The sequence below is a fragment of the Paenibacillus sp. 2KB_22 genome (genome assembly GCF_052115745.1).
In the GTDB taxonomy this organism is placed as follows: Bacteria; Bacillota; Bacilli; order Paenibacillales; family Paenibacillaceae; genus Paenibacillus.
The window spans coordinates 39,296-62,841 of sequence record NZ_JBFRHG010000008.1 but is presented as its reverse complement, the minus strand read 5'-3'; the positions used below and the strand labels follow the sequence as shown (position 1 = coordinate 62,841).

Annotated in this window: 21 protein-coding genes and 1 other RNA gene; 10 read left to right on the top strand and 12 right to left on the bottom strand. The window is 43.2% G+C overall.

Annotation, left to right across the window (positions count from 1 at the left end; all coding sequences use genetic code 11):
* The first annotated feature begins 3 nt into the window (after nucleotides 1–3).
* Both AB4111_RS27780 and AB4111_RS27775 read left to right on the top strand, forming a co-directional pair.
* Nucleotides 4–1,047: a hypothetical protein gene (locus AB4111_RS27780; protein WP_442034289.1), complete on the top strand. Its 1,044-nt coding sequence runs from the start codon at nucleotides 4–6 to the stop codon at nucleotides 1,045–1,047.
* Between the two features lie 69 nt (nucleotides 1,048–1,116).
* A complete protein-coding gene (locus AB4111_RS27775; protein ID WP_442034287.1) occupies nucleotides 1,117–1,368 on the top strand; it encodes a hypothetical protein in 252 nt (83 codons plus the stop codon).
* A gap of 41 nt (nucleotides 1,369–1,409) precedes the next feature.
* On the opposite strand, the gene AB4111_RS27770 is transcribed toward AB4111_RS27775, so the two are convergent.
* Nucleotides 1,410–1,787: a helix-turn-helix domain-containing protein gene (locus AB4111_RS27770; RefSeq protein WP_442034285.1), complete on the bottom strand. Its 378-nt coding sequence runs from the start codon at nucleotides 1,785–1,787 to the stop codon at nucleotides 1,410–1,412.
* Nucleotides 1,788–2,050: 263 nt separating this feature from the next.
* Between AB4111_RS27770 and AB4111_RS27765 the strand changes: the two genes are divergently transcribed.
* Both AB4111_RS27765 and AB4111_RS27760 read left to right on the top strand, forming a co-directional pair.
* Nucleotides 2,051–2,299 carry a hypothetical protein gene (locus AB4111_RS27765; protein WP_442034283.1) on the top strand — a complete coding sequence of 83 codons (249 nt, stop codon included), beginning with the start codon at nucleotides 2,051–2,053 and terminating at the stop codon, nucleotides 2,297–2,299.
* Nucleotides 2,300–2,352: 53 nt separating this feature from the next.
* On the top strand, nucleotides 2,353–3,504 hold the full coding sequence (locus AB4111_RS27760; protein WP_442034281.1) for a hypothetical protein: 1,152 nt from the start codon (nucleotides 2,353–2,355) through the stop codon (nucleotides 3,502–3,504).
* A 22-nt stretch (nucleotides 3,505–3,526) separates the two neighbouring features.
* Here AB4111_RS27760 and AB4111_RS27755 read toward each other — a convergent pair whose 3' ends face one another.
* Nucleotides 3,527–4,000 carry a hypothetical protein gene (locus AB4111_RS27755; protein ID WP_442034279.1) on the bottom strand — a complete coding sequence of 158 codons (474 nt, stop codon included), beginning with the start codon at nucleotides 3,998–4,000 and terminating at the stop codon, nucleotides 3,527–3,529.
* 496 nt (nucleotides 4,001–4,496) lie between these two features.
* On the opposite strand from AB4111_RS27755, the gene AB4111_RS27750 reads away from it, so the two are divergent.
* The 6 genes from AB4111_RS27750 to AB4111_RS27725 all read left to right on the top strand — a co-directional run bounded on the left by AB4111_RS27750 (nucleotide 4,497) and on the right by AB4111_RS27725 (nucleotide 10,525).
* Nucleotides 4,497–5,420, top strand: coding sequence for a hypothetical protein (locus AB4111_RS27750; RefSeq protein WP_442034277.1), 924 nt, complete (start codon nucleotides 4,497–4,499; stop codon nucleotides 5,418–5,420).
* 19 nt (nucleotides 5,421–5,439) lie between these two features.
* Complete coding sequence (locus AB4111_RS27745) at nucleotides 5,440–5,970, top strand: bifunctional DNA primase/polymerase (RefSeq protein WP_442034275.1); 531 nt, start codon at nucleotides 5,440–5,442, stop codon at nucleotides 5,968–5,970.
* Nucleotides 5,934–7,811, top strand: a complete 1,878-nt coding sequence (locus AB4111_RS27740) for a DNA primase family protein (RefSeq protein ID WP_442034273.1) — start codon at nucleotides 5,934–5,936, stop codon at nucleotides 7,809–7,811. The genes AB4111_RS27745 and AB4111_RS27740 overlap by 37 nt, the downstream gene beginning before the upstream one ends.
* Before the next feature lie 372 nt (nucleotides 7,812–8,183).
* Nucleotides 8,184–8,648 carry a JAB domain-containing protein gene (locus AB4111_RS27735; RefSeq protein WP_442034271.1) on the top strand — a complete coding sequence of 155 codons (465 nt, stop codon included), beginning with the start codon at nucleotides 8,184–8,186 and terminating at the stop codon, nucleotides 8,646–8,648.
* Nucleotides 8,649–8,690: 42 nt separating this feature from the next.
* A complete protein-coding gene (locus tag AB4111_RS27730) occupies nucleotides 8,691–8,867 on the top strand; it encodes a hypothetical protein (protein ID WP_442034269.1) in 177 nt (58 codons plus the stop codon).
* Between the two features lie 65 nt (nucleotides 8,868–8,932).
* Complete coding sequence (locus AB4111_RS27725) at nucleotides 8,933–10,525, top strand: recombinase family protein (RefSeq protein ID WP_442034267.1); 1,593 nt, start codon at nucleotides 8,933–8,935, stop codon at nucleotides 10,523–10,525.
* Here the strand turns inward: AB4111_RS27725 and ssrA are convergent.
* The 10 genes from ssrA to AB4111_RS27675 form a co-directional block, all read right to left on the bottom strand.
* Nucleotides 10,486–10,850: a transfer-messenger RNA gene (ssrA, locus tag AB4111_RS27720) on the bottom strand. The genes AB4111_RS27725 and ssrA overlap by 40 nt on opposite strands.
* A 584-nt stretch (nucleotides 10,851–11,434) precedes the next feature.
* Nucleotides 11,435–11,917 carry an SsrA-binding protein SmpB gene (gene smpB / locus AB4111_RS27715; protein WP_062837738.1) on the bottom strand — a complete coding sequence of 161 codons (483 nt, stop codon included), beginning with the start codon at nucleotides 11,915–11,917 and terminating at the stop codon, nucleotides 11,435–11,437.
* 260 nt (nucleotides 11,918–12,177) lie between these two features.
* Nucleotides 12,178–14,976, bottom strand: coding sequence for a ribonuclease R (gene rnr, locus AB4111_RS27710; protein WP_442034264.1), 2,799 nt, complete (start codon nucleotides 14,974–14,976; stop codon nucleotides 12,178–12,180).
* 564 nt (nucleotides 14,977–15,540) lie between these two features.
* The gene (secG, locus tag AB4111_RS27705; protein ID WP_062837740.1) at nucleotides 15,541–15,774 is read right to left on the bottom strand and encodes a preprotein translocase subunit SecG; all 234 of its coding nucleotides are present in this window, start codon (nucleotides 15,772–15,774) and stop codon (nucleotides 15,541–15,543) included.
* A gap of 212 nt (nucleotides 15,775–15,986) precedes the next feature.
* Complete coding sequence (gene eno / locus AB4111_RS27700) at nucleotides 15,987–17,273, bottom strand: phosphopyruvate hydratase (RefSeq protein WP_076291983.1); 1,287 nt, start codon at nucleotides 17,271–17,273, stop codon at nucleotides 15,987–15,989.
* A gap of 240 nt (nucleotides 17,274–17,513) precedes the next feature.
* A complete protein-coding gene (gene gpmI, locus AB4111_RS27695; protein ID WP_253429051.1) occupies nucleotides 17,514–19,058 on the bottom strand; it encodes a 2,3-bisphosphoglycerate-independent phosphoglycerate mutase in 1,545 nt (514 codons plus the stop codon).
* Between the two features lies 1 nt (nucleotide 19,059).
* The gene (tpiA, locus tag AB4111_RS27690; protein WP_076333467.1) at nucleotides 19,060–19,812 is read right to left on the bottom strand and encodes a triose-phosphate isomerase; all 753 of its coding nucleotides are present in this window, start codon (nucleotides 19,810–19,812) and stop codon (nucleotides 19,060–19,062) included.
* Nucleotides 19,813–19,848: 36 nt separating this feature from the next.
* On the bottom strand, nucleotides 19,849–21,030 hold the full coding sequence (locus AB4111_RS27685) for a phosphoglycerate kinase (protein ID WP_047841460.1): 1,182 nt from the start codon (nucleotides 21,028–21,030) through the stop codon (nucleotides 19,849–19,851).
* A 151-nt stretch (nucleotides 21,031–21,181) separates the two neighbouring features.
* A complete protein-coding gene (gene gap / locus AB4111_RS27680) occupies nucleotides 21,182–22,189 on the bottom strand; it encodes a type I glyceraldehyde-3-phosphate dehydrogenase (protein WP_056695277.1) in 1,008 nt (335 codons plus the stop codon).
* A gap of 108 nt (nucleotides 22,190–22,297) precedes the next feature.
* Complete coding sequence (locus AB4111_RS27675; protein WP_221822444.1) at nucleotides 22,298–23,323, bottom strand: sugar-binding transcriptional regulator; 1,026 nt, start codon at nucleotides 23,321–23,323, stop codon at nucleotides 22,298–22,300.
* Between the last annotated feature and the right edge of the window lie 223 nt (nucleotides 23,324–23,546).

Sequence of the window (23,546 nt, the reverse complement as noted above, 5' to 3'; positions counted from 1 at the left end):
CAAATGTCTTTGCAACTGACTGATGCCAAGAAAAAATCACTGGCTTCGCTCGTGAAAACACATCATGAACAGCACTTTAGCCGCTTTCCCTTTGCCAAGTATCCCATTGAGCCAATAGAGGCCTGGAAACAACAGTTCTCTGATCCTGCCAGCATTGAAGCCCATACTCTACGTTCTGCTCTGTCATGGTCTTGTAGCAAATGGCAACAACAAAACATTCCATACCCGTACAAAAAGCTCCACCTAACTGTCATTAGCAATTGGAAGAACTTCGTGGAACAGTATAAACCAGAACCGTCATCTGTTATCTCATACTGGAAAGACTTACTCGGAAAAGACGAATATGCGTTCAATACAATCGCCTTTCTTACTCATCTTCTATGCCCCAATCAGGTCGTACTCACAGATTCCCGTCGAGTCAAAGGTATGAACGACCTGCTCACAGAAGCTGAAATGCCGGATGAGTGCGTAGTACTTGAAGATGTGTCCGCAACTATAGAGCAATACAGTGACTTTTACCGTCAGATCCTCCCCAAGACACAATCTATACTTGGCGATCAGGCTTCCGTGAAGCTAGGTCGCTTTTTGTTTGCCTACGGATACCGAGATGTTCTAGAGAAAGTTAGCGCGCTCAAAACTAACAATCTGGAGCCGATTATAACAGAGTTTGACTGGGATATAATCGATACGAAACAGTTTAACCTGAATTTGATTGCTAACCGAGCAAATTCAGATCGCCTATTCGCTTGCCTGTTACTTGCACTGGATATCCAGCCTGTTCTCCCCAATAAACTTACCGTTCAGGACATTATCAACCTTATCCCCCTAGGTACTGGAGGTATCTGCAACCCGTCTAGCTACAATTACGCTATGATAGCCCTTTTTGGCAATCAAGCCGGAAGAGACTTCTTCATTTTTGATGACACACATCTTACCGAAAAATTCACTAAGCAAGCTAACAACTCTACTCGCAACATGAAGCTCTACAGTGAGCATGCTGAAGATTCTTTATCTATTAATCCCAAATATATTCAGGGAAAGAGTTAGCCCTCGTTTCTTATTAGATATTAGCAACAACTCAACAATACATTCACAAATAAAAAGGAGAACTTTCCCATGAGATTTCTATACTTTATCATTGATCTACTCATTAAAACAGCTCGTATTCTTCCTTATATTGAAACAGCAATCAGTCTGTTATCCACAGTAAAGAAACCTCCAAATAAGTATGAAAGTCTGGATTTTCATACTAGAAGAAGAATACCACTCTCTATTGATGCCCATCTAAACCTGGCTAGAACTGATAAAACCCAGCCAAATGCTAAAGTCCAGATTATCCTCACACACTCACCAAATGAAGACAAATAAAAAGACGAGTCAAGTAACATACATTACTCGCCCGCCACCAACTATGCTTTATCTCCTGGCTTCCCATCATAAGTTTCAAACATGTCGCGTACCATCCGCTGAACCAAATTCACTTCTGGAAGACTCCGATCTCGAAGTAAAGATATGTGCAGGTCTAACACATCTTTCTTTTCCAACTTACCATTCCGATCAGGAATTTCATCAAGCTTACCAAACTTAAACGCCTCTACTGGATCGGCTTCAAGAGCTAACATGATCTTCTCCAAAGAGTTTAGCGATATATTACGCTTTCCCCGCTCAACTCCACCGATATAGGAATCCTGGAGTTCAGCTAATTCCGCAAGTTGGGCTTGGGAGAAACCCTTTTCCATTCTTAACTGCTTAATTCTGGCTCCTACAAAAGTTAAAAAATCAGACACGTCTACCACCACCCTTATTTCAAGGGTAGGTAATCCTGATCAGTGAAAACAGAGTATCAAACTATAAGATACTATTGTTTTTATAACTTATAAGTTCTTATAATGGATATATAGTACGCATAGTGCTAGTAACCTATGAAATCCATATCAGCAGTCAAAGGGGGATAAGCTTATAGTCATAGGATCAGATGAGAGAGGTTGGTACTTTTCCAACTCAAACAACGAAGAAACTGACATCTAAATTACTGTAGGAGAGATGAATTTTGAGCACATTTAGTATCATTGTAGGTCTCATCATAGGAATAACACTGTTTATCATACTCAATCGAGTGCTATCCATAACATTTGCAGGGTTTTACGGATTGATCGTTGTTTTCGGTATCTGCATTATGTTAGGAATCGGAATAGCCGAATGGGGCTTGTCTTTCGCTAAGAATCATTATGTTTGGACTGGTATCATTATCGTTGTTATTGGACTAATCACAATCGGGGCGAGAAAGGGTAATCGTTAGGCTACATAAACTTAACAGTTTCTCTCAATAAAGCACCTAAGGAGGCACCAATATTGAAGCTTACCAAAATGAAAATCATTATAAGCATACTCTGTATCTCACTGTTCAGTTCTGCCGCAGTAGTATCAGGAGCAACCAGCATCCTCAAAATTGGATTAGATGGTTTCACTCTTGATATGACCAGAACAAAAGGAAAAGTTCAGGTAGGAAATAAAATGGTTCCTGCAACGTTAAGTCAAAATGGTACAACATATATTGCCGCTCCAGCTATTGGAGGAGTCATCCGAGCAAACTATATGTATGATTCAAAATCAAATACACTCATGTTCAATAGCTACAAAAAGAGTGAGGATGCCGCCAATATTAAAATGCTTCAAGGTCAGGTATCAACTCTCAAGAAACAGGTCGCCGAACTCCAATCTGCTAAAAACAAATCAGAGGGCTGGCTGGAATACCGTTCGAAGCATTTTACACTTCTATATACGAAGACATATGAAAAAGATATTAAGCAAGTCGAAGCTGACTTTGAGAAAGGATACGAGGTTGCGGTTAGAGAATTCACTAATTTGCTTCCAGAAGTGAAGACCATGTTAAATAGCGATCTCTATCCGATCTACATTTATCTACATCCTACGGCAACTGACCAAGTTAGTGAAGGTTCAGCCTACAACTATACGTATGGTACTGCCGAAGTTCTGAAATCAGAAATCCATGTTCTCACACCATCCGCATATCAGAAGAAAGGATACACCCTAGATGGTGGAACATACGATAACCCGGAATACTTTACTCACCTGTTCAAACATGAATTCATCCATACCCCACAATCAATGATTGCAGAGAGACTTCGTGGTGAAAAAGGGTGGTATCCAGGGGGGCAGGAGACACAATGGATCAAAGAGGGACAGGCAGAGTACCTTGCAGCGAAAGGCACCAAAGATTTAGAGAAAAATAAAGCCCATTGGAAACCAATCATTCTCAAGAATCCTCAAGAACACATTACCTTATACAAAGATAATTTAGTTGTTCGTACACCTTATATCGCAGGCTACACGTTTACTACATTTTTATATGAACAGTACGGAGCCAAAAAGTACGATACCTTCCTAACCAGTAGCAAGCCAACTTTGGAAGAAGCCTTTGTAGAAAGCTTCGAAGGGTTAGAGCAAGTAAATAAAAAGTGGTTGGAGTGGTTAAAGAGATAATCAAATACTCTAAAGGGAATCGTCATCGGACGATTCCTTTTTTTATTAAATTTCTTATTTCCTTCTTTAAACTGTTACTCACATAAGTATCACCATTTACAATAACAAGCAGTCCACCCTCTGTTGCCAATGTACCCAATATCTTGTCTTCATACAGTTCTTCTAATAAGTGTCCAATCATTTCTGCACTTCGATTTTTTGCAACCAGGAAAAACGTTCTTGTTTTGGTCACTACATAGCCTTCTTCATTTGTGAGCAACTGAATAAGTAGTTCTCTCTGTTTTTCTCTTTTTGCTCCATCACCTAGTGTCATTTTTCCGTTTGAATCCTTAATAATACCTAAAGCTTCAATGTCCCTACTTAATGTTGATTGAGAAGCAACAATCCCTTCTTTAACCAACATTTTACTTAATTGTCTTTGAGAAGTGACTATTTTATCTGTTACACACTTAACTATAAATTCTCTTCTGTTTACAAGTGATATTGATTTCTCCATATAAATTCCCCTCAATCAGTTTATGACACAAATTTGTCACATTCATCCTTCACCGCCGATGACTCCCATAACACCTTTGCATATATACCCACTCTCGATATTTTAAGTAATACCAGGATTCTATCGTATACTCACATTAAAATATAAGCTATTTTTTTTGCATATTATCCGATAAAACTAGTTATTTTTGAAAAGTTATGAATTTTAATAGTCATATACGTTTGTAACTTCACCACAAACCCTTATATGTCGACAGTTGTAGGTCTTCACCACTAGTGCATATTGTGATATATTTCTTCTCACGGAATACAAAGCTTTTCAGCTGCCCTTTGAAATCAGAATAAGTTTTACCTTAGACGCACCTGCGATCTTTAAAGAGAAAGGAAGTGAAACTCAATCTAAAAACCAACTAATTCTATCCGTTTAGTATGTTTAACATTATTTAAATAGGAGAGTTTAATTAAAAATTTCTATAAAACTAACAAAGGAGTCCAACATGAATACAACTACACAACCGATCTTAGATGAAAGATATGCTAACGGAATTACTTTTGAGATTATTGGATTTCAAGATCAAAAATTTTCTGACCTTAATATTTTTGATCAAGGAACTAGCGTCGCACTTGCAACGTCCCTCTTTATAAAGCATTTGAGTAATGCAGGAGAGCTAAAATTTGACATACTAAATAGAGGACACTATTTCTTGGCTACTCTTTTTTTCCCCATTCCGCTCCCTATTGGCGGAATGCGAAATCTTGAACAATTTGCTGAGCGAGCATCAAATAAATTAAAAAGCGATACAGGCTTTCTTGTAGAAAATATGCACTACATCATAGATTTAAGTTCATCAGAATCGAGACGAGTCTCAAATAAATATATACTTCCAACTAATTACCTATTGAACATGTTAGGAATTGAACAATGCTATACTCCACATGCTGAGATAGCAGCAGATAATCTAGTTGATTATTTTGCAAATTATAAAGGGGATATGTTAAGAGAAAAGGTCGTAGAAAGACTTGGAGATAAATATGAACTTACTTTTCATCCAAATTTGTTAACTGATATAAAACGTCCAGAGTTTATTTCTGAGTTTTCATTCTCAACATTTCAAATCTTAGTATCCCTACACGGAAATACAGTATCATCTATTTTATCTAGCTTATCCAAAACCATTCAGATCAATCATTCTTGCGAGATTGATAATTGCTTGCTTATTACTTGTGATAATCAAGAATCATACTACATGGAGAGAACTAAAGATTTCGAGGATGGGATAGATATGATCAAAAATAAAGTGGAAAACGAAATCATTCCTCTGGGGGTAAATATTTTAAAAATTAGCTTGTACATGGAAGTTTGCCTTGATACACCACCAAATTACATCAATGTTATTCCAGTCTTTAAAAATCAGTTTTAATAAAAGGAGATTTATAGTGATGCTAGAATACGCCCTTGAATATAAACGGCTAGGTTTACCAATCATTCCATTATGCTCTGGTGATCATTCTGGCATGAATGATTACCACACAGAGAACTGCCGTTCTCCTGGTAAGAGCCCTCTGATTAAATGGAAGGATCGGAACATACCCTCTGATCAAGAGGTTCAGGATTGGTTCAAGCGGTGGCCTAATGCTAACTTAGGACTTGTATTAGGAAATGATAAAGGACTTGTCGCGCTTGATATAGACGGTGAGTATGGTCATAGGCAGCTCCTTCAACTCAATAATGGTGAAATTCCAGATACATGGTCATTCTCTACACCAGGGGGCGGTATGCGATATGTATTCAGAGCACCCACTGATCAGCAATGCAGGACTAGACATATTTCTAATCCAGATAAAACTCAAATTCATTCTGAACTCGCAATTTTAGGAAACGGAAGCTACACAGTTCTCCCCCCATCCATACATCAAAACGGAGGCATATACAAATGGATCAATCCCAAAAACCTAATCTCCCGGCATTAGCACCAACTTGGATGTTACAGAGCTCAACTTTTCCAAAAAAGAGGAGGAGGTTACCAAAGACCCATAATACTAACCATGAAGTATTAGCTGATTTATCTGAACGATGTTCTGCCTTCTTAGAAGATTTTGAAACTCAGAAACAGGAGAGCTTATCTGAACCTGAATGGTTTAATTGGATTTCAATGTTAGTCAATGCTGGATTCCCGGAGGCAGCTAGCAAATTTTCTAAGATGTCATATAAACATAACCAACGAAGCGAAAAACGTATCAGCGAGATGAAATTAAAACCTATTAATGCTTTGACCAAATGCACCACTTTCGGATGTGACGAGGAACAAATTAAATCGTGTTTCAACAACAAAATTACACGAGATAAGAGTGAAGAGATCATTAACAGTCCAGGCCGGTTAATCGCCTTGGGGGCTCATACGGAGCCTGAGATTGATCTCACAGACTTAGGCTTCACATTAGATAAGAAGACAGGTACACCTATTAAGCTAAACTCTAATATTTTTACAAAATATGTTGTAGACTCAAAACTTGATATCATTTTTGTAAATCCTAATCTATTTTATCTCTACGATAATGGCTTAGGGTTATGGAGTTTGCTTAACTCAAACGAATTGCAACGAAAAATGCGAGATATCTTACATGAATATGCGCCTAACTTTTGGACTCCTAAAATTCAAGATAATTACTTGCATGCTTTGGAACTCGAAGCTCCATCAGTTGATAAAATGGATGCTGACCGTAACCATATCAACTTAGTGAACGGGATGCTTAATTTAGATAATTATCAGCTAGTGCCACATGATAAGAAATACCATTCAACAATTCGGATTCCTATCGATTTTGACCCTGTCGCTAGATGCCCAACATTTATGAAGTTCCTCAAAGATATATTTGAAAACGATGATGACCTTATCAAGTTAGTTCAAGAGATATTTGGATACTGTTTAACTTCTGATATTAGTGCTCAAAAAGCATTTATACTTTATGGCAAAGGAGCAAACGGTAAAAGCGTCCTCTCTGACATATTATCAACTCTAGTAGGTTCATCTAACACTTGTTCGTTAACACTAAGTGATTTGGATAAGTCTTTTGCTCGCGCTGAACTCGTGAATAAGCAACTTCTTCTTTCCACTGAGAATGAGACGGATTCCAAAGGAATAAACACACAATTCTTTAAAGCCATCACTTCGGGTGATACTATTCGTGTTGAACGCAAGCATGAGCAAGGCTTCACCTATCGACCATTTTGTAAGATCGTTTTGGGGATGAACAACCTTCCTTACTCACGTGACAAAAGTCATGGCTACTTTCGAAGACTTATAATTATCCCATTTAATCGCACCTTTGAGAAAGAAGAAGCTGATGTTAGATTAACTGAAAAACTAAAGACAGAACTACCTGGCATATTAAATTTCTCACTTGAAGGATTAAATAGGCTCCGAAGTAATGGATTGGTTTTCACTAACCCAGTTATTGTTCAGAACGTCCTTAGCATGTACGAAGAAGAACAAAATCCAATTACTACATTTGTAGACGATATGATTGAGAAAGGTTCACCCCAAGATCGAATCTCTAATGCTTCTCTTTTAATAGCTTATAAGAATTGGTGCAGAAGTAGTAATCACAATTATAACTTTAGTAATAATCAACGTTTCATTACAGCCCTGCGTGCAACCCTTCTTGGAAAAGGAATAAAAAGTGCACCTGAGAAGAGTGCAGGTAACCGTTTTTGCAATGGCATTCGTTTCATATCTATAGCTAAGCCTCCCCGTCCAACATTCTTGAACCGAGTAAACGAATACACTGAGGTTTCTATAGACGAAATGTGATGATGGGCACTTTTACTTGATCAATCTCATAGACGTAGACCTCTTGAATTCATTTTCAGATAGTTACGTTCTATCTTCTTTAAGCAGGACTATTGTGGCGCTTGTGGCGACAAAAAAAGAATTAAGATTACTTTTCTCATCTTATACTATGCATTTTTTTAAAATATGAGAAAAGATAAATACTATTTAGAATAAGCGCCACACCGCCACACTTCCCTCTCTAAATAGTCTTCCGGAACCTATACCTGAAGGTCGTATCTACGAATCAACATCGAATACAAATAGATATTATGATCTTGTATACCGTAAATACCACGGAAGGCTATATATCTCATGAGGTAATAGAACCTCTATAGAGTGAGGAGTGTACGAATGAGCAAACGAACAAAAGCTACGCAGACAAGTGTTCAAATCATAAAACTAAAAATGGTACGTGATGAAAAATCAATTCATTTTCCTAAGAACAAAATCAAAACTCCAGAGGATGCTGTGTTTATTTTAAAGAAGTTCCTTAATGCTTACGATAGAGAGGTGTTCTGTATCATGACTCTGGATACAAAGAATCAACCCAACGCTGTGCATATTGTTTCTTGTGGCACACTTAACAACACTATTGTTCATCCGAGAGAGACTTTCAAACTTGCAATATTATCAAATGCAGCATCCATCATTGCTTGTCACAATCACCCTTCCGGAGACCCTTCTCCGAGTAGTGAGGATATTGACGTAACAAAACGGCTCTGTGATGCAGGTGTAATCCTAGGTATTGAACTCCTTGATCATATCATACTTGGAGATAACAATTACGTAAGTCTCAAAGCCAAAGGACTTATGTGATATAACTAACCATGATTTCGCGAAGCATAAGGAGATACAGATATGAGAATTACAAACTACCGAATCCAAATTTCACGAGACAAGCTTAAGAAAGCAATACATGATCCTGACACATCTGCATGGGATCTCGTTGGTCAAGTACGAGAAACTCCAGAACAATACTTCCAGCCTGCGGTTGCAACGCTTGCTGCCATCCACCGCCAAGAACGAACCATATAACATACAAAGGTCGCTCTTATCTTTCAATACAGGGAGCGACCTTGTATAAAAAAGGGGAATCTATTATGAAAACTATAAGAGCTTCAGCATACTGTCGCTTTTCATCAGACAACCAGAGAGATGAGTCCATAGATGCACAAATACGTGCTATTGAAGATTACTGCTCTAAAAACGGATATCAACTTGTGAAGGTCTATGCCGACCGTGCTAAATCAGCCACATCCGACCGCCGTCCAGATTTTCAGAAAATGATTGCTGATAGCGATAAAGGGCTGTTCGATGTTGTAATCGTTCATAAACTGGACAGGTTCTCCAGAGATAAGTATGATAGCGCAAAATACAAGCGTAAACTGAAAGCCAATGATATAAAATTACTTAGTGTAACTGAAAATCTTGATGGCTCCCCTGAGAGCATCATTCTTGAGTCACTACTTGAGGGTATGGCCGAATATTACAGCAAAAACCTTGCAAGAGAGGTTATGAAAGGAATGAAAGAAACTGCCTACAAATGTATGCATACAGGCGGACTTCCACCTATCGGGTATGCGGTTGATCCAATTTCTAAGAAATACATCATCAATGAAGATGAACGCGGCATTATCCAAACTACCTTTTCAATGTACCACGATGGGTACGGATACAATCAGATCATTACTGCACTTCATGAAAAAGGATTCCTTTCTCGTTATGGCAAGCCCATTGGCAAAAACACTCTGCATGGCATTCTCCGTAATGAAAAGTACACAGGAGTGTATATCTTCAACCTTACAGATAGCAAGGATGCACTAGGCAAACGGAACAGCAACCGAAAGAAAGATAGTGAGGAAGTTATACGCATTGACGGAGGAATGCCCACCATTGTTTCAAAAGAACTGTTCCAGCAAGTTCAAGTGAAAATAGCAGCCAATAAGAATCAAACTGGACGATACAAAGCTAAAGAATTGTATTTACTGAGTGGCTTGATTGTTTGCGGAGAGTGCTCAAATAATCTTGGCTATGAATATGCCATGATGGGCAATACGAAGTTTAGTGGACGGAACAAGCTAAAATATGTAACGTATCGTTGTGGCAATCGTGATCAGTGCAAAGCCTGCAAAAATCCTGAACTTCGCCGCGAGTATATTGAGAGCTACGCCATTGATGAACTTCAAAAGAAAATTTTCAATGATGAGTCTATTCCTATGCTGGCTAGGCAGTTAACAGAATTCCAAGCTAAGAAAGATGTAAGTTATCAGTCAGAAGCAGTAAGACTTGAGAGGAAGCTAGGCGAGACGAATAAGCAAATAGATAACATCATTAATGCGGTAGCTAACGGTGTATCCAATATTACTCTACTCAGTAAACTGAACGAACTTGAAGACCTGAAGCTAAAGCTTGACCAATCCATCATTGAACATCAAGCAAAGAAGGAAAGAGCACCAGTTACTGAGGAGGTGCTACGCCAACTGCTATCAAAGTTCAAAGATCATATTGCTGCACGAAATCTTCCTGAGATCAAGAAGTTTGTTGCAAGTTACGTAGATAAAGTCATTGTGTACAAAGAACATGTTGAGCTTATACTAAAGCTGCATCTACCTGAAACGCAAAATCCACAACCAGATTCGGTTGTGGATTTGACATATGGAGGCGAGGGGAGTCGAACCCCTGTCCGAAGATAACGACACATAAGCTTCTACGGGTGTAGTCACAGTTTTGATGTCACCCGAGTATCGCCCCGTAACCGGCTATACGTTGGGTCAGCCTGATTGTCTTCTTCAGCACACCCCAGGCGGAGATGTGACAGCGTATCCCACTACTTGTTAGCCCCTAATCCTGTCACATGGGCGATGCAGGTTAGAAGCACGCACACAGTTTCTTAGGCTGCGAAAGCGTAGTTTGTTTGTTGTTTGCCGTTTAATAGGCTTTAGCGTTGATGAAGCGGACGCGTCCCCACTACCCGCTACCCATGCTCGAACTATCCCCGTCGAATCCATAAACGCCCCCTCAATTAAGAAGGGCTCCAGGATTAATCCGTGAATACGGAGCAAAGGTGCTGCACATCTTTTTCCTCCAAGGTAAAAAGATGCTTCTTTCAAACTCGGCATTCCTGTCTGCTACATGAGTAATCATAACATAGAGTAGCAAGCCGAAATAGTACAGATTGCTGGAAGACATTCCAGCAGGCTGAGCACGTGTACAAAGTTATCCAATACAACAGGCTCAATCGTCTACATATTATACCGCGTCACCATTCGGAAGTAAAGTTTACCCAGATCGGATCACGAACAACGGTACCTAAGTATTTTACCCACGATTCAGGCAAACTACGCAACAGCTGATAATTTTGATTCATCACTACGCCATATTCCATGCCCCTACTTACTTCTTCTGCACATATCACAAAAATTCAGTTCACAGCACACTTCAACAACCTCATCTAATTACCTTCGCTAGTACAAATAAAAAGCCTCAATCTTGCCCATTACCGGACAAACACTGAGACTCCTTACCTCGTACGTCTATCTTCCTAGTTCCATCAGAAAACTAACTTATACCTATAATACAGCTTTCCACACCCCGCGCTTCACTTAACGTGCAACCTTCTGCTTCTCTCGCATTGCCCGTTGAATATCACGTTGTGCATCCCGCTTGGCTGCAGTCTCACGCTTATCAAACTGCTTCTTACCTTTACCCAGTCCGAGCAAAAGCTTCGCATAACCGTTACGGATATAGATTTTCAGCGGCACAATGCTGTACCCATCCTGTTTCGACAGCCCGAGCAGCTTGTGAATCTGCACTTTATGCATTAACAACTTACGCGTACGTGTCGGATCGAGCGGATTATTTCGGTTCCCTTGTTCAAAAGGACTAATATGCATATTATGAATATGAATCTCACCGTTCCGAATCGTGGCAAATGCATCACCAATATTCGCACGGCCGTTACGAAGAGATTTGATCTCCGTTCCGGTAAGCACCATGCCCGCTTCATACGTATCTTCAATGAAGTAGTCATGGGAAGCCTTTTTATTCTGTGCGAGCACTTTACTCTGTCCGTCATTCTTGCCCATGTCCTCACTCCTTCTCCGTAAAATAAGCCGGTACCATGCTGTATAGCAGCGCACCCAATGTTGCACCAAGGTACCACGTGCCAGACCTTAATTGTAGCAAGTACGGCTGTTAAAATCAAGAAAGAGGCGACCTCTGCCGCCCCTCCTCATCACACCACTTCCAGACTGTGCGAAACAACAGTCCGGCTGAAGTGACTATTTTCTCCAACGCTTAACCTAGAGGAACGAATGGTAATCCATCTCTTCAGGTAACGTTAGCTTTATTTTTTCTTTTTCCGTACAAAAGCTGCCGTGCCGTTACCCGCTGCACCTTTGCTCTTCTTCCGCTTGCGTCGTGGTGCTCCGCCTTCCTGAGTTCCACCAGGTGTCGCAGCTTCTCCGATAAATACGCCGCTTGGCGAAGTGTTTTTGCGTCCACTTCCGCCTTTGCCACCTTTACCGCCGCCCTTGCCGGACTTAAAGCTTCCTTCACCGCGACCGCTGCCGCTGTTCAGTCCACTTCCTTGTCCACCAGTTGAATTACTATCCGATCCACCCGATGTAGAGCTATAACCGCCTTTACCTGAGCCAAAACCAAAGCTCACCGCGCCTTTACCCCGACCAGTCGATCCGCCAGTATCACCAGCACGACGCTCACCTTTCGGTTTGCCGCCACCTTTACCAGCGTAGCCACCGGATGAGCCTGCGCCCGTACCTGCACTCGCTGCTCCACTGCGACCGCCACGTCCACCTTTGCTGCTCTCTTCCGTTGATCGGCCACCACGGTTGCCTCCAGCACTGGCTGAGCTGCCTTTGCCGCCACGCGAACCGCTGAATCCACCTGGTCCACCCTTGGCACCGCCGCGTCCGCCGCCGCTACTATTAGGACGTCCACCTTTACCGCCACGTCCACCACCGAAGCCGCCAGGACGTTCAGCGCGAGGTTTCATATCCACCATTTCAAAATCAATCGTATACTCTTCCATGCTTACACGTGCCACACGAATCTTCACTTCATCACCGATGCGGAAGACTTTTGAGGTACGTTCACCAATCAGAGCCATATGCTGATCATCAAAATGGTAATAGTCGTCCGTGAGCGCGCTCAGACGAATCAGACCTTCAACCGTGTTCTCTAGTTCAATGAACATACCGAAGCTGGTCACACTGCTGATCATGCCTTCGAACTCTTCGCCTACTTTATCGAGCATGTACTCGGCTTTTTTCATTTTCTCCGTATCCCGCTCAGCTTCTACCGCCACACGTTCACGTTCCGAAGACTGCTGGGCAATATCGGCCATACGTGCTGCCAAATACTCCTGACGGTTCTCCGGCAAAGCACCATTATTTTCAATGACTTCGCGAATCACCCGGTGAATGACGAGATCGGGATAACGACGAATTGGAGACGTAAAGTGACTATAGAATTCTGCTGCGAGGCCAAAGTGACCTGACATTTCAGAATCATACTTCGCCTGTTTCATGGAACGAAGCATCATCGTACTGATCACGGTTTGTTCTTTGGTTTCCTTGATATCCTCAAGCAACGATTGAAGCGCCCGTGGATGAATTGCGTTGCCACGTCCTTTGACCTGGTGTCCGAAATTCGCCGCAAAGGCAAGGAAATTTTGCAGTTTTTCCTGATCCGGATCTTCATGTACACGATAGATGAACGGAACCTTCAACCAGTGGAAATGCTCTGCCACTGTTTCGTTCGCTGCCAACATGAATTCCTCAATGATTTGCTCTGCAATCGAACGCTCCCGTTTTACGATATCGATCGGTTTGCACTCTGCATCCACAATGATTTTGGATTCTTCAAAATCAAAGTCAACCGCCCCACGACGCATACGCATAGCACGCAGTTTCAAGGCGATCTCTTTCATCAGATGAAAATCATCCACCAAATCCTTATAACGCTCGAGCAATTCCGGCTCTTCACCTTCAAGGATTTTACGGACGTTGGAATACGTCATCCGCTCTTTGGTTTTGATTACACTCGTGAAAATGTCATGTTTTACAACCTTCATCTGGTCATTAAACTCCATCTCACAAGACAGGGTCAGACGATCTACCTGCGGGTTCAAACTACAGATCCCGTTGGACAGACGCTGTGGCAGCATCGGAATAACCCGGTCCACCAGATACACACTGCATCCACGGTTGTAGGCTTCCTGGTCCAGCTTGGAATTCTCCTGCACATAATAGCCAACGTCGGCAATATGAACACCCAGACGATAGTTCCCGTTAGGCAGCTTCTCTACGTTAACAGCATCATCCAGATCCTTGGCATCTTCACCATCAATCGTGACAATGTTCAGTCCACGCAGATCACGGCGACCTTGTTGAACGATTTCTTCATCGGTAATAGAGTCTGGTGCTTTTTCCGCTTCTTCGACCACTTCATCCGGGAAAGCTTCTGGCAGCTGATGCTTGCGAATGACGGACAAAATATCAATGCCCGGCTCATCCTTATGACCGAGAATCTCGATCACTTCACCCTCGGCTGCCGCACGGCCCTCCGGATAGCTGACGATTTTCGCTACGACCTTCTGTCCATCAACCGCCCCAGCAAAGTTGGTACGCGGGATGAAAATATCGCGATTAATCCGTTTGTCATCCGGAATAACGAAGCCGTACACCTCATGGCTTTGGAACACGCCGACAACTTGTGTCACCGCACGAGTAACAATACGGACGATCTCACCTTCCAGGCGACCGCCAGAAGGGCCTTGGGACGTGACTTTGACCAATACCGTGTCACCATTCATCGCACTCTTCATGTCATTGGCGTGAATGTACACATCCGGGTGCTCTCGATCCTCAGGAATAAGGAAAGCAAAACCTTTGGCGTGAGCCTGTAAACGTCCGCGAACCAAATCCATGCGCTCTGGCATGCCATAGCGATTGTTGCGAGTCAGCAAAACTTTGCCGGATTCCTCCAGCGTATTCAGCATAATCAAAAAGGCTTTGAAATCAGCTGCGTCTTCGATCGCGAAGTGCTGTTCCAACTCCTGATAAGTCATCGGTTTATAAGCGGTCTCCCGCATGAAGTCGAGCAATTGTTGTTCTGTTATCATTAATATATTCACCTCGGGAAACATAAAAGTGTAATCGGATCTCATCTGTTTATGTATCGGAATTCTTACCATTTTCATGCAATCGTATCACTGTCGTGAAGAGTATAGTCGCGCATCCATACTATCTCATACCCTAGTATACACGAATTCAATCCAGCCCATCCGTACCTCGCAAAAAAACCACAGTTGCCTGGCGCTCCACTAAAATCACGCTTTCACGTATCTCTACAGACATTTTATGCGATACACGTGCTGCACGCATCTGGAAAAGGACTACATCCGAAAATTTTCTGTACACATGACATTCATTATAAAGAGTGAGTTCGCGCGTAACGAATAAGCGAGGGACATATCCATACATGATAGGGGTTGTGTTGCATGTTAAGGAAGGAAAACCGAACAGAAGTGAGAAGAAGACCGAAATCATGGAGTCTACAGATTAGATTATTGTTGGAAAAGTTTGGACACGTAAGAATTTATTAAAAAACCCCCGTTTCTCCACGAAACGAAGGTTCATCAATTAAGCCATTAGCTTAAGCTATTCATTGCCCAGCAGTTCCAATTTTACTTGGAAACCACCGTAACAATAATAGACAAAATCATAAATCCTGCACCCAGTACCACCGTTGCACGTTGCAGGAAGAGATCCAATCCGCGCGCTTTCGTTTTACCGAAAAGATGTTCCGCACCACCGGAGATGGCACCCGCCAAACCAGCGCTTTTCCCGTGCTGCAGCAATACTACAGTGATTAGACCGATCGAGAAGACAACGAGCAGCAATTTCAAAGCAATATCCATTCTTTCCACCTCCTACCCATGTGGGCATAACATCTCACCATAAAAACAGTTACTTTAATTGTAACATAGCTATTGTTGTGATACAAGTAGTGCAGTTCATACAATGCCCTAAATTTCACCATCTACGTGATCCGTTTGTTGTACCCATACTCCGTTTCAATAAAAAAGACAAGCCGGTTACCCGGCTTGCCCGTAAAAGCTGGATATCCAGCTTATTTTTTAAGGTTGTAGAATCCTTTAAGACCATTGTATTGAGCCAGTTCACCCAGTTGATCCTCAATGCGGAGCAATTGGTTGTACTTCGCGATACGGTCTGTACGGGAAGGAGCACCCGTTTTGATTTGACCAGCGTTTGTTGCAACAGCGATATCAGCGATTGTGCTGTCTTCGGACTCACCGGAACGGTGGGAGATTACAGCTGTGTATCCTGCACGTTTAGCCATTTCGATTGCATCAAATGTTTCAGTCAATGTACCGATTTGGTTAACTTTGATCAGGATGGAGTTACCGATACCTTCTTCAATACCTCTGCCAAGACGCTCAGTGTTAGTTACGAACAAGTCGTCACCAACGAGTTGTACTTTGTCTCCCAATTTCTCAGTGAGCAATTTCCAACCATCCCAGTCATCTTCAGACATACCGTCTTCGATTGTGATGATTGGGTACTTCTCAACCCATGAAGCCAAGAGGTCAACATACTCAGCGGAAGTGTAAGATTTACCTTCGCCAGCAAGTGTGTATTTACCATCTTTGTAGAACTCAGTGGAAGCTACGTCCATACCCAGGAATACGTCAACGCCTGGTTTGTAACCAGCTTTTTCAATCGCTTCGATAATTGTAGTGATTGCTTCTTCGTTCGAACCAAGGTTCGGTGCGAAACCACCTTCGTCACCTACAGCTGTGTTCAAGCCTTTGGAGCTCAATACGGATTTCAGGTTGTGGAAGATTTCCGCACCTACGCGAAGAGCTTCTTTGAAGCTTGGTGCTCCAACTGGAAGAACCATGAACTCTTGAACGTCGATGTTGTTGTCCGCATGCTCACCACCGTTGATGATGTTCATCATTGGTACTGGCAATGCTTTAGCGTTGAATCCGCCCAGGTAAACGTACAATGGCAGGTCCAGAGCGTCAGCAGCTGCGCGAGCTACTGCCATGGATACAGCCAGGATTGCGTTAGCACCCAGTTTACCTTTGTTTGGCGTACCATCCAAAGTGATCATCAATTTGTCGATACCCAGTTGATCCAATGCATCCATACCGATAACTTCTGGAGCGATTGTTTCGTTTACGTTTTTAACAGCTTGCAGAACACCTTTACCGAGGTAACGGGATTTGTCGCCATCGCGAAGCTCAACTGCTTCGTGGGCACCAGTGGATGCACCGGATGGAACGATTGCGCGTCCGATTGCGCCGGACTCCAGGTATACTTCAACTTCTACTGTAGGGTTACCGCGGGAGTCGAGGACTTCGCGAGCGTACACGTCAGAAATAATAGTCATTTGTGATAATCTCCTTTAAATTTAAATTTATTATAAATTAGGACCACTTGTGTTTTCCCTTTTTCACTACGTCAGCAGAATCGTCTTCTGATCGCTGTTATCCCCTGATTCCTTTGAACTTATTTTCATAAGTTGGAATCATGTGATAAAGGCGAACGCGTTGCTTCTTCAGACCATTTCTGCTTCCTTCGTTCCGGGTAAACTCCAAACTTCCCAATTTCATATATGTTGTTGCGTAACTTATTTACGGGTAGCGATGACGGATGTACCTGTCATTTCTTCCGGTTTAGGCAATTGCATCAGGTCAAGGATCGTTGGCGCGATATCCGCCAGAATTCCGCCTTCACGCAATGTTACATTGGCATCTGTAACGATGAATGGAACCGGGTTCGTTGTATGAGCTGTGAACGGACGTCCTTGCTCATCGAATACCATATCCGCGTTACCATGATCCGCAGTGATCAGTACAACGCCGCCTTTGGCAAGTACTGCATCCACAACACGGCCCATGCATTCATCTGTTACTTCAACCGCTTTGATTGTAGGCTCCAGCATACCGGAGTGTCCAACCATGTCAGGGTTAGCAAAGTTCAGAATGATGGCGTCATGTTTGTCTGCTTCGATCTCGCGAACACATGCGTCAGCCACTTCATACGCGCTCATCTCCGGTTGCAGATCATATGTTGCAACTTTTGGTGAGTTGATCAGTACACGAGTTTCGCCTGGAAGCTCCACATCACGACCGCCGCTGAAGAAGAAGGTAACGTGCGGGTATTTCTCCGTTTCTGCAATACGCAGTTGTTTTTTATTGTTTTGTACCAGAACTTCACCCAGGGTGTTGTCGAGGTTCTTCGGCGAATAAGCCACATAACCTTCAACCGTCTCACTGAACAAAGTCAAACATACAAAGTGCAAGCCCACTGGGAACTTCGGACCACGATCGAAACCGCGGAAATCCTGGTTCGTGAACACTTGCGACAACTGGATCGCACGGTCAGGACGGAAGTTCAGGAAGATAACGGAATCGCCGCTCTCTACCAAACCTACCGGCTCACCATCCGCTTTGACGATAACCGTTGGTTCAACGAATTCATCAAATACGGATTTCTCATACGATTCTTCAACCGCTTTGAGTGGGTCAGTGTATTTCGGTCCATCTCCATAAACAATGGCGCGGTATGATTTCTCAACCCGTTCCCAACGTTTGTCACGGTCCATCGCGTAATAGCGACCTTGAACCGTTGCGATTTGTCCTACACCGACTTCTTCAATCTTGGCGATCAGCTTCTGCATGAAGTCTTTACCACTGTCTGGCATAACATCACGGCCATCCATGAAAGCATGAATATATACATCATTCATTCCTTCTTTTTTGGCCAGATCCAGCATAGCGAACAGATGGTCGATGTGACTATGTACGCCGCCATCGGACAACAAGCCGTAGAGATGAAGCTTTTTACCGTTTTGTTTCGCTTCGCGAACCGCTTTGACAAGTGTTTCATTGTCGTAGAACTCGCCGTCACGAATGGATTTGGAGATACGGGTCAAATCCTGGTATACGATCCGGCCGGCACCAATGTTCAGGTGACCTACCTCGGAATTTCCCATTTGCCCTTCTGGCAAACCTACAGCTTCACCGCAAGCAGTGAGCGTTGTATGTGGGAATTGGCTCATAAAACGGTCGTAGTTCGGTTTCTTGGCTTGCGCTACCGCGTTGCCTTCCACCGTGTTACGCAGACCGAAGCCATCCATGATGATCAGTGCTACAGGTTTTGGAGCTGTCATCTTACTTCGCCCCCTCAACAAGCGCGATGAACGAAGCCGGCTGCAAGCTGGCACCGCCAACAAGCGCGCCGTCGATGTCGCTTTGTCCGAGGTATTCTGTTACGTTCTCCGGTTTAACACTGCCGCCGTATTGAATACGAACTGCATTCGCAACCGTCTCGTTGTACAGATCCTTCACCAGCGTACGGATGTAAGCAATAACTTCATTCGCATCTTGGGAAGTGGAGGATTTGCCTGTACCAATCGCCCAGATTGGCTCATAAGCGATAACGACTTGTGCCGCTTGCTCTGCGGACAGCCCTTCAAAAGCAGCGACCGTTTGCACTTTACATACGTCTTTTGTTTGATTCGCTTCGCGCTCTTCGAGCGTTTCACCCAGACAGAAGATTGGAGTCAATCCGTGACGGAATGCTGCGTGCAACTTTTTATTGACAGTCTCATCGGTTTCCGCAAAATATTGACGGCGCTCCGAGTGACCAATAATGACATAATCCACACCCAGGTCTTTCAGCATTACACCGCTGATTTCACCTGTGAATGCACCATTGTCTTCAAAGTGAAGATTTTGTGCACCAATTTTGATGTTTGTTCCTTTAACGGCTTCTACCAGAGATGGCAGATTCGTAAACGGTGCGCAGATTACAGTTTCCACGCCTTCAACTTCCGCTTTTCCTTTAACTTCCTGAATGAAGTCATTGGATTCGGAAACCGTTTTGAACATTTTCCAGTTACCTGCGATAATCGGTGTTCTCATGGGTTTCAACTCCTTCATGCTATAGACTACTAAAACTTACTTGTCGTTCAATGCCACTACGCCTGGAAGTACTTTACCTTCCATGAACTCGAGCGATGCACCGCCACCTGTAGAGATGTGGTTCATCTTGTCAGCCAATTTGAATTTCTCAGCTGCTGCTGCGGAGTCACCGCCACCAATTACAGTGTAAGCTTCTGTCTCAGCGCAAGCTTCCGCTACTGCACGAGTACCGTGGGAGAATGGCTCGATTTCAAATACGCCCATTGGTCCGTTCCATACAACCAATTTGGAGTTTTTGATTACGTCAGCATAGATCTCACGTGTTTTAGGACCGATGTCGATTCCTTCCCAATCTGCTGGGATGCCATCGATATCAACGATTTGTGTGTTTGCTTTCGCGCTGAAATCGTCAGACACTACGATATCTACCGGCAGGTAGAAGTTTTTGCCCAATTTTTTCGCTTTTTCGATGAAACCGAGAGCAACATCAAGTTTGGAGTCATCCAGCAAGGACTGTCCAATTTCATGTCCTTGTGCTTTGAGGAACGTGTAAGTCAGACCGCCACCGATGATCACGTTGTCTGCAATGTTCAGCAGGTTGTCGATTACATCGATTTTGTCTTTAACTTTGGATCCGCCAATGATTGCTGTGAAAGGACGCTCAGGGTTGGAGATTGCTTTACCCAACACTTCAAGTTCTTTTTCCATCAACAAACCAGACACCGCTGGAAGCAAGTGAGCGATTCCTTCAGTCGAAGCGTGTGCTCTGTGAGCCGCGCCAAACGCATCGTTAACGAAAACGTCAGCCAGTTCAGCAAATTGTTTTGCCAGTTCCGGATCATTTTTCTCTTCGCCTGCGTGGAAACGAACGTTTTCAAGCAACAGTACGTCGCCGTTGTTCAGTTCAGCGATTTGAGCTTTAACAGCGTCACCAACAGAATCGTCAGCTTTAACGACTGTTTTACCCAACAATTCAGACAAACGCTCCGCTGCTGGAGTCAAACGCAAGGATTCAACCACTTCGCCGTTAGGACGACCCATGTGGCTTGCCAAAATGACTTTAGCGCCTTTTTCAATCAAGAAGTTGATTGTAGGAAGCGTTGCACGAATACGTTTGTCATCTGTAATTTTACCATCTTCGAGCGGCACATTGAAATCTACACGGACAAAAGCCCGTTTTCCTGTCAATTCGATATCGCGTACACTTTTTTTGTTCATCTGTATTTCCTCCGCACCCATGTATTTGGTGGACCCATCAAGGGCTGAAATCCCTTGTCAATCCTGGTGTTTTTGAGAAATTTGCAAAATATTGATATATAAAGAGCGGAAACAATATAGCATCTGTTTCCGCTCTATGTTATTGCAGATATTACTTAATCATTTTTGCAAAGTGCTCCAAAGTGCGAACCAATTGTGCAGTGTAGGACATTTCATTGTCATACCAAGCTACAGTTTTAACCAATTGTTGGTCGCCAACAGTCAGAACTTTAGTTTGAGTTGCATCAAACAGGGAACCGAAAGTGATACCTTGGATGTCGGAAGATACGATCTCGTCTTCAGTGTATCCGAAAGTTTGTGGGTCGGAAGCTTCTTTCATTACTGCGTTAACTTCTTCAGCAGTAACTTTTTTACCCAGAACAGTTACGAGCTCAGTCAGGGAACCAGTAGCTACTGGTACACGTTGAGCTGCACCATCCAATTTGCCTTGCAGTTCTGGAATTACCAGACCGATTGCTTTAGCAGCACCCGTTGTGTTAGGGATGATGTTTTCAGCTGCTGCGCGAGCACGACGGAAGTCACCTTTAGGGTGTGGAGCATCCAATGTGTTTTGGTCGCCAGTGTAAGCGTGAATTGTAGTCATCAAACCTTGAACGATTCCGAATTTGTCTTGCAGCGTTTTTGCCATAGGTGCCAGGCAGTTCGTTGTGCAAGATGCGCCGGAGATTACAGTTTCAGTACCGTCGAGGATTTCATGGTTTACGTTGTAAACGATGGTTTTCATGTCGCCAGTAGCTGGTGCGGAGATAACAACTTTCTTAGCTCCACCTTTCAAGTGTTTCTCAGCTGCTTCTTTAGTTGTGAAGAAACCAGTACATTCCAGAACGATATCTACGCCCAGGTCGCCCCAAGGAAGTTCTTCTGGGTTACGGTTAGCCAATACTTTAACTTCTTTGCCGTTCACTTTGAAGAAGCCATCGTGTACTTCAACATCGCCATCGAAGCGACCTTGAGTTGTATCATATTTGAGCAAATGAGCCAACATTTTAGCGTCAGTCAAGTCGTTGATTGCTACTACTTCAATGCCCTCTACATTTTGAATACGGCGGAATGCCAAGCGTCCAATACGTCCAAAACCGTTAATACCTACTTTAATCATGAGTAAGTTCCTCCCAAGTTTTGATTAATTTTTTTTATGAAACTTATATATTCAAGACAGACGGTGAAGTCCGTCAAGACAACAATAGTTGTGTTGCAAAGTAAAACTTTATTCCATTTCAGCAACGATGACTTCGGCAGCAGCCTCATCAATAATCAGAATATCTTCCTGACCAAATCGCAACACGGAATGTATAGCAGCAGCTTTGCTTTTGCCACCTGCGATTCCAATCACTACATCGGTTCGTTCAATATCCTGAAGTCGCATCCCCAGTGTAAGCATGGTATGTACCACCTTACCCTGATCGTTAAAGTAATAACCGAAAGATTCAGATACGGCTCCTTGCTCCTGAAGTTCATCTATGATCTCCGTCGCAAGTTTACGTCGTGTCGCCATCTCCACGGCATCACCAATGCCATGAATAACAATCCGCGATTTTCGAATCAGCTGCAGAATCTCCTGAACACTGGGGTCCTGGATTAATGATTCATAGGCATGATCACTAAGCAAATCCGGTACATGCAGGAGTTTATATTGCGCTCCTACCCGTTTTGCCATCGTGGATGCAATCGTATTTGCCTGAATTTCAAGGCTTTCTCCAAGTCCACCGCGTGCCGGTACGAACCAGACACCTTTGAGCGATGTTGGCGGAGTCAGTTGCTCTGCGACTTCGGCCGTTGTTGAGCCGCCAGTAACGGCGACAACGTCGTTGTCACTCATGATATTGCCGAGAGCCTTCGCTCCGGCTCTGCCCAGTTCCCTTTTGGCAAATGGAGAAACATCCGAATCGCCAGGAACCACAACTACCTTTTGCAGACCGTAGGCTTGCTTGATGCGCTCTTCCAGCTCGGATAATCCGAACAACTCTTTGGCTACGGGCTCTAACTGCTGCAGCAAATCATACCCTGCCTCGCTGATCTTCATTCCTGCACTGTCAATTTCAATAAGTCCCTGAGCCTTTAACAGATCGGTCTCAGCCCTCAGAACCCGCTCGGTCATCTGCATGGAATTAGCTAACGTTCTCCGTCCGATCACATCCGATAACATGATCTGTTGCAGAATCGTATACCTCTTTTTCAAGATATCCATGAGATCAGGCAGAAGCTGCTTTTGTACTTCTAAAATCGTTCGCATGCTTTCCACTCCCGCAAGTTCTCGTTCCAAGCTCTCTTTCGTGGCCCTAAAACGTCCCGGGTTAACTTTTTAAGTCCCACGTCTATTCTACCTAAAACTGACGTGACATGCAAGTGTTTCAACGTGTTATTTCGACACACATTCAGCGTTTGTACGCGCCTATTTTCACAATCCTAGACTTCCATGATCAAGGACTAGCTCGCGTATACCATATATAGAAGAA

Coding starts and splice junctions, on each gene's coding strand:
- AB4111_RS27780 (WP_442034289.1), top strand. CDS start 4: ATGTCTTTGCAACTGACTGATGCCAAGAAAAAATCACTGGCTTCGCTC.
- AB4111_RS27775 (WP_442034287.1), top strand. CDS start 1,117: ATGAGATTTCTATACTTTATCATTGATCTACTCATTAAAACAGCTCGT.
- AB4111_RS27755 (WP_442034279.1), bottom strand. CDS start 4,000: ATGGAGAAATCAATATCACTTGTAAACAGAAGAGAATTTATAGTTAAG.
- AB4111_RS27750 (WP_442034277.1), top strand. CDS start 4,497: ATGAATACAACTACACAACCGATCTTAGATGAAAGATATGCTAACGGA.
- AB4111_RS27745 (WP_442034275.1), top strand. CDS start 5,440: ATGCTAGAATACGCCCTTGAATATAAACGGCTAGGTTTACCAATCATT.
- AB4111_RS27740 (WP_442034273.1), top strand. CDS start 5,934: ATGGATCAATCCCAAAAACCTAATCTCCCGGCATTAGCACCAACTTGG.
- AB4111_RS27735 (WP_442034271.1), top strand. CDS start 8,184: ATGAGCAAACGAACAAAAGCTACGCAGACAAGTGTTCAAATCATAAAA.
- AB4111_RS27730 (WP_442034269.1), top strand. CDS start 8,691: ATGAGAATTACAAACTACCGAATCCAAATTTCACGAGACAAGCTTAAG.
- AB4111_RS27725 (WP_442034267.1), top strand. CDS start 8,933: ATGAAAACTATAAGAGCTTCAGCATACTGTCGCTTTTCATCAGACAAC.
- smpB (WP_062837738.1), bottom strand. CDS start 11,917: ATGGGCAAGAATGACGGACAGAGTAAAGTGCTCGCACAGAATAAAAAG.
- rnr (WP_442034264.1), bottom strand. CDS start 14,976: ATGATAACAGAACAACAATTGCTCGACTTCATGCGGGAGACCGCTTAT.
- secG (WP_062837740.1), bottom strand. CDS start 15,774: ATGGATATTGCTTTGAAATTGCTGCTCGTTGTCTTCTCGATCGGTCTA.
- eno (WP_076291983.1), bottom strand. CDS start 17,273: ATGACTATTATTTCTGACGTGTACGCTCGCGAAGTCCTCGACTCCCGC.
- gpmI (WP_253429051.1), bottom strand. CDS start 19,058: ATGACAGCTCCAAAACCTGTAGCACTGATCATCATGGATGGCTTCGGT.
- tpiA (WP_076333467.1), bottom strand. CDS start 19,812: ATGAGAACACCGATTATCGCAGGTAACTGGAAAATGTTCAAAACGGTT.
- AB4111_RS27685 (WP_047841460.1), bottom strand. CDS start 21,030: ATGAACAAAAAAAGTGTACGCGATATCGAATTGACAGGAAAACGGGCT.
- gap (WP_056695277.1), bottom strand. CDS start 22,189: ATGATTAAAGTAGGTATTAACGGTTTTGGACGTATTGGACGCTTGGCA.
- AB4111_RS27675 (WP_221822444.1), bottom strand. CDS start 23,323: ATGCGAACGATTTTAGAAGTACAAAAGCAGCTTCTGCCTGATCTCATG.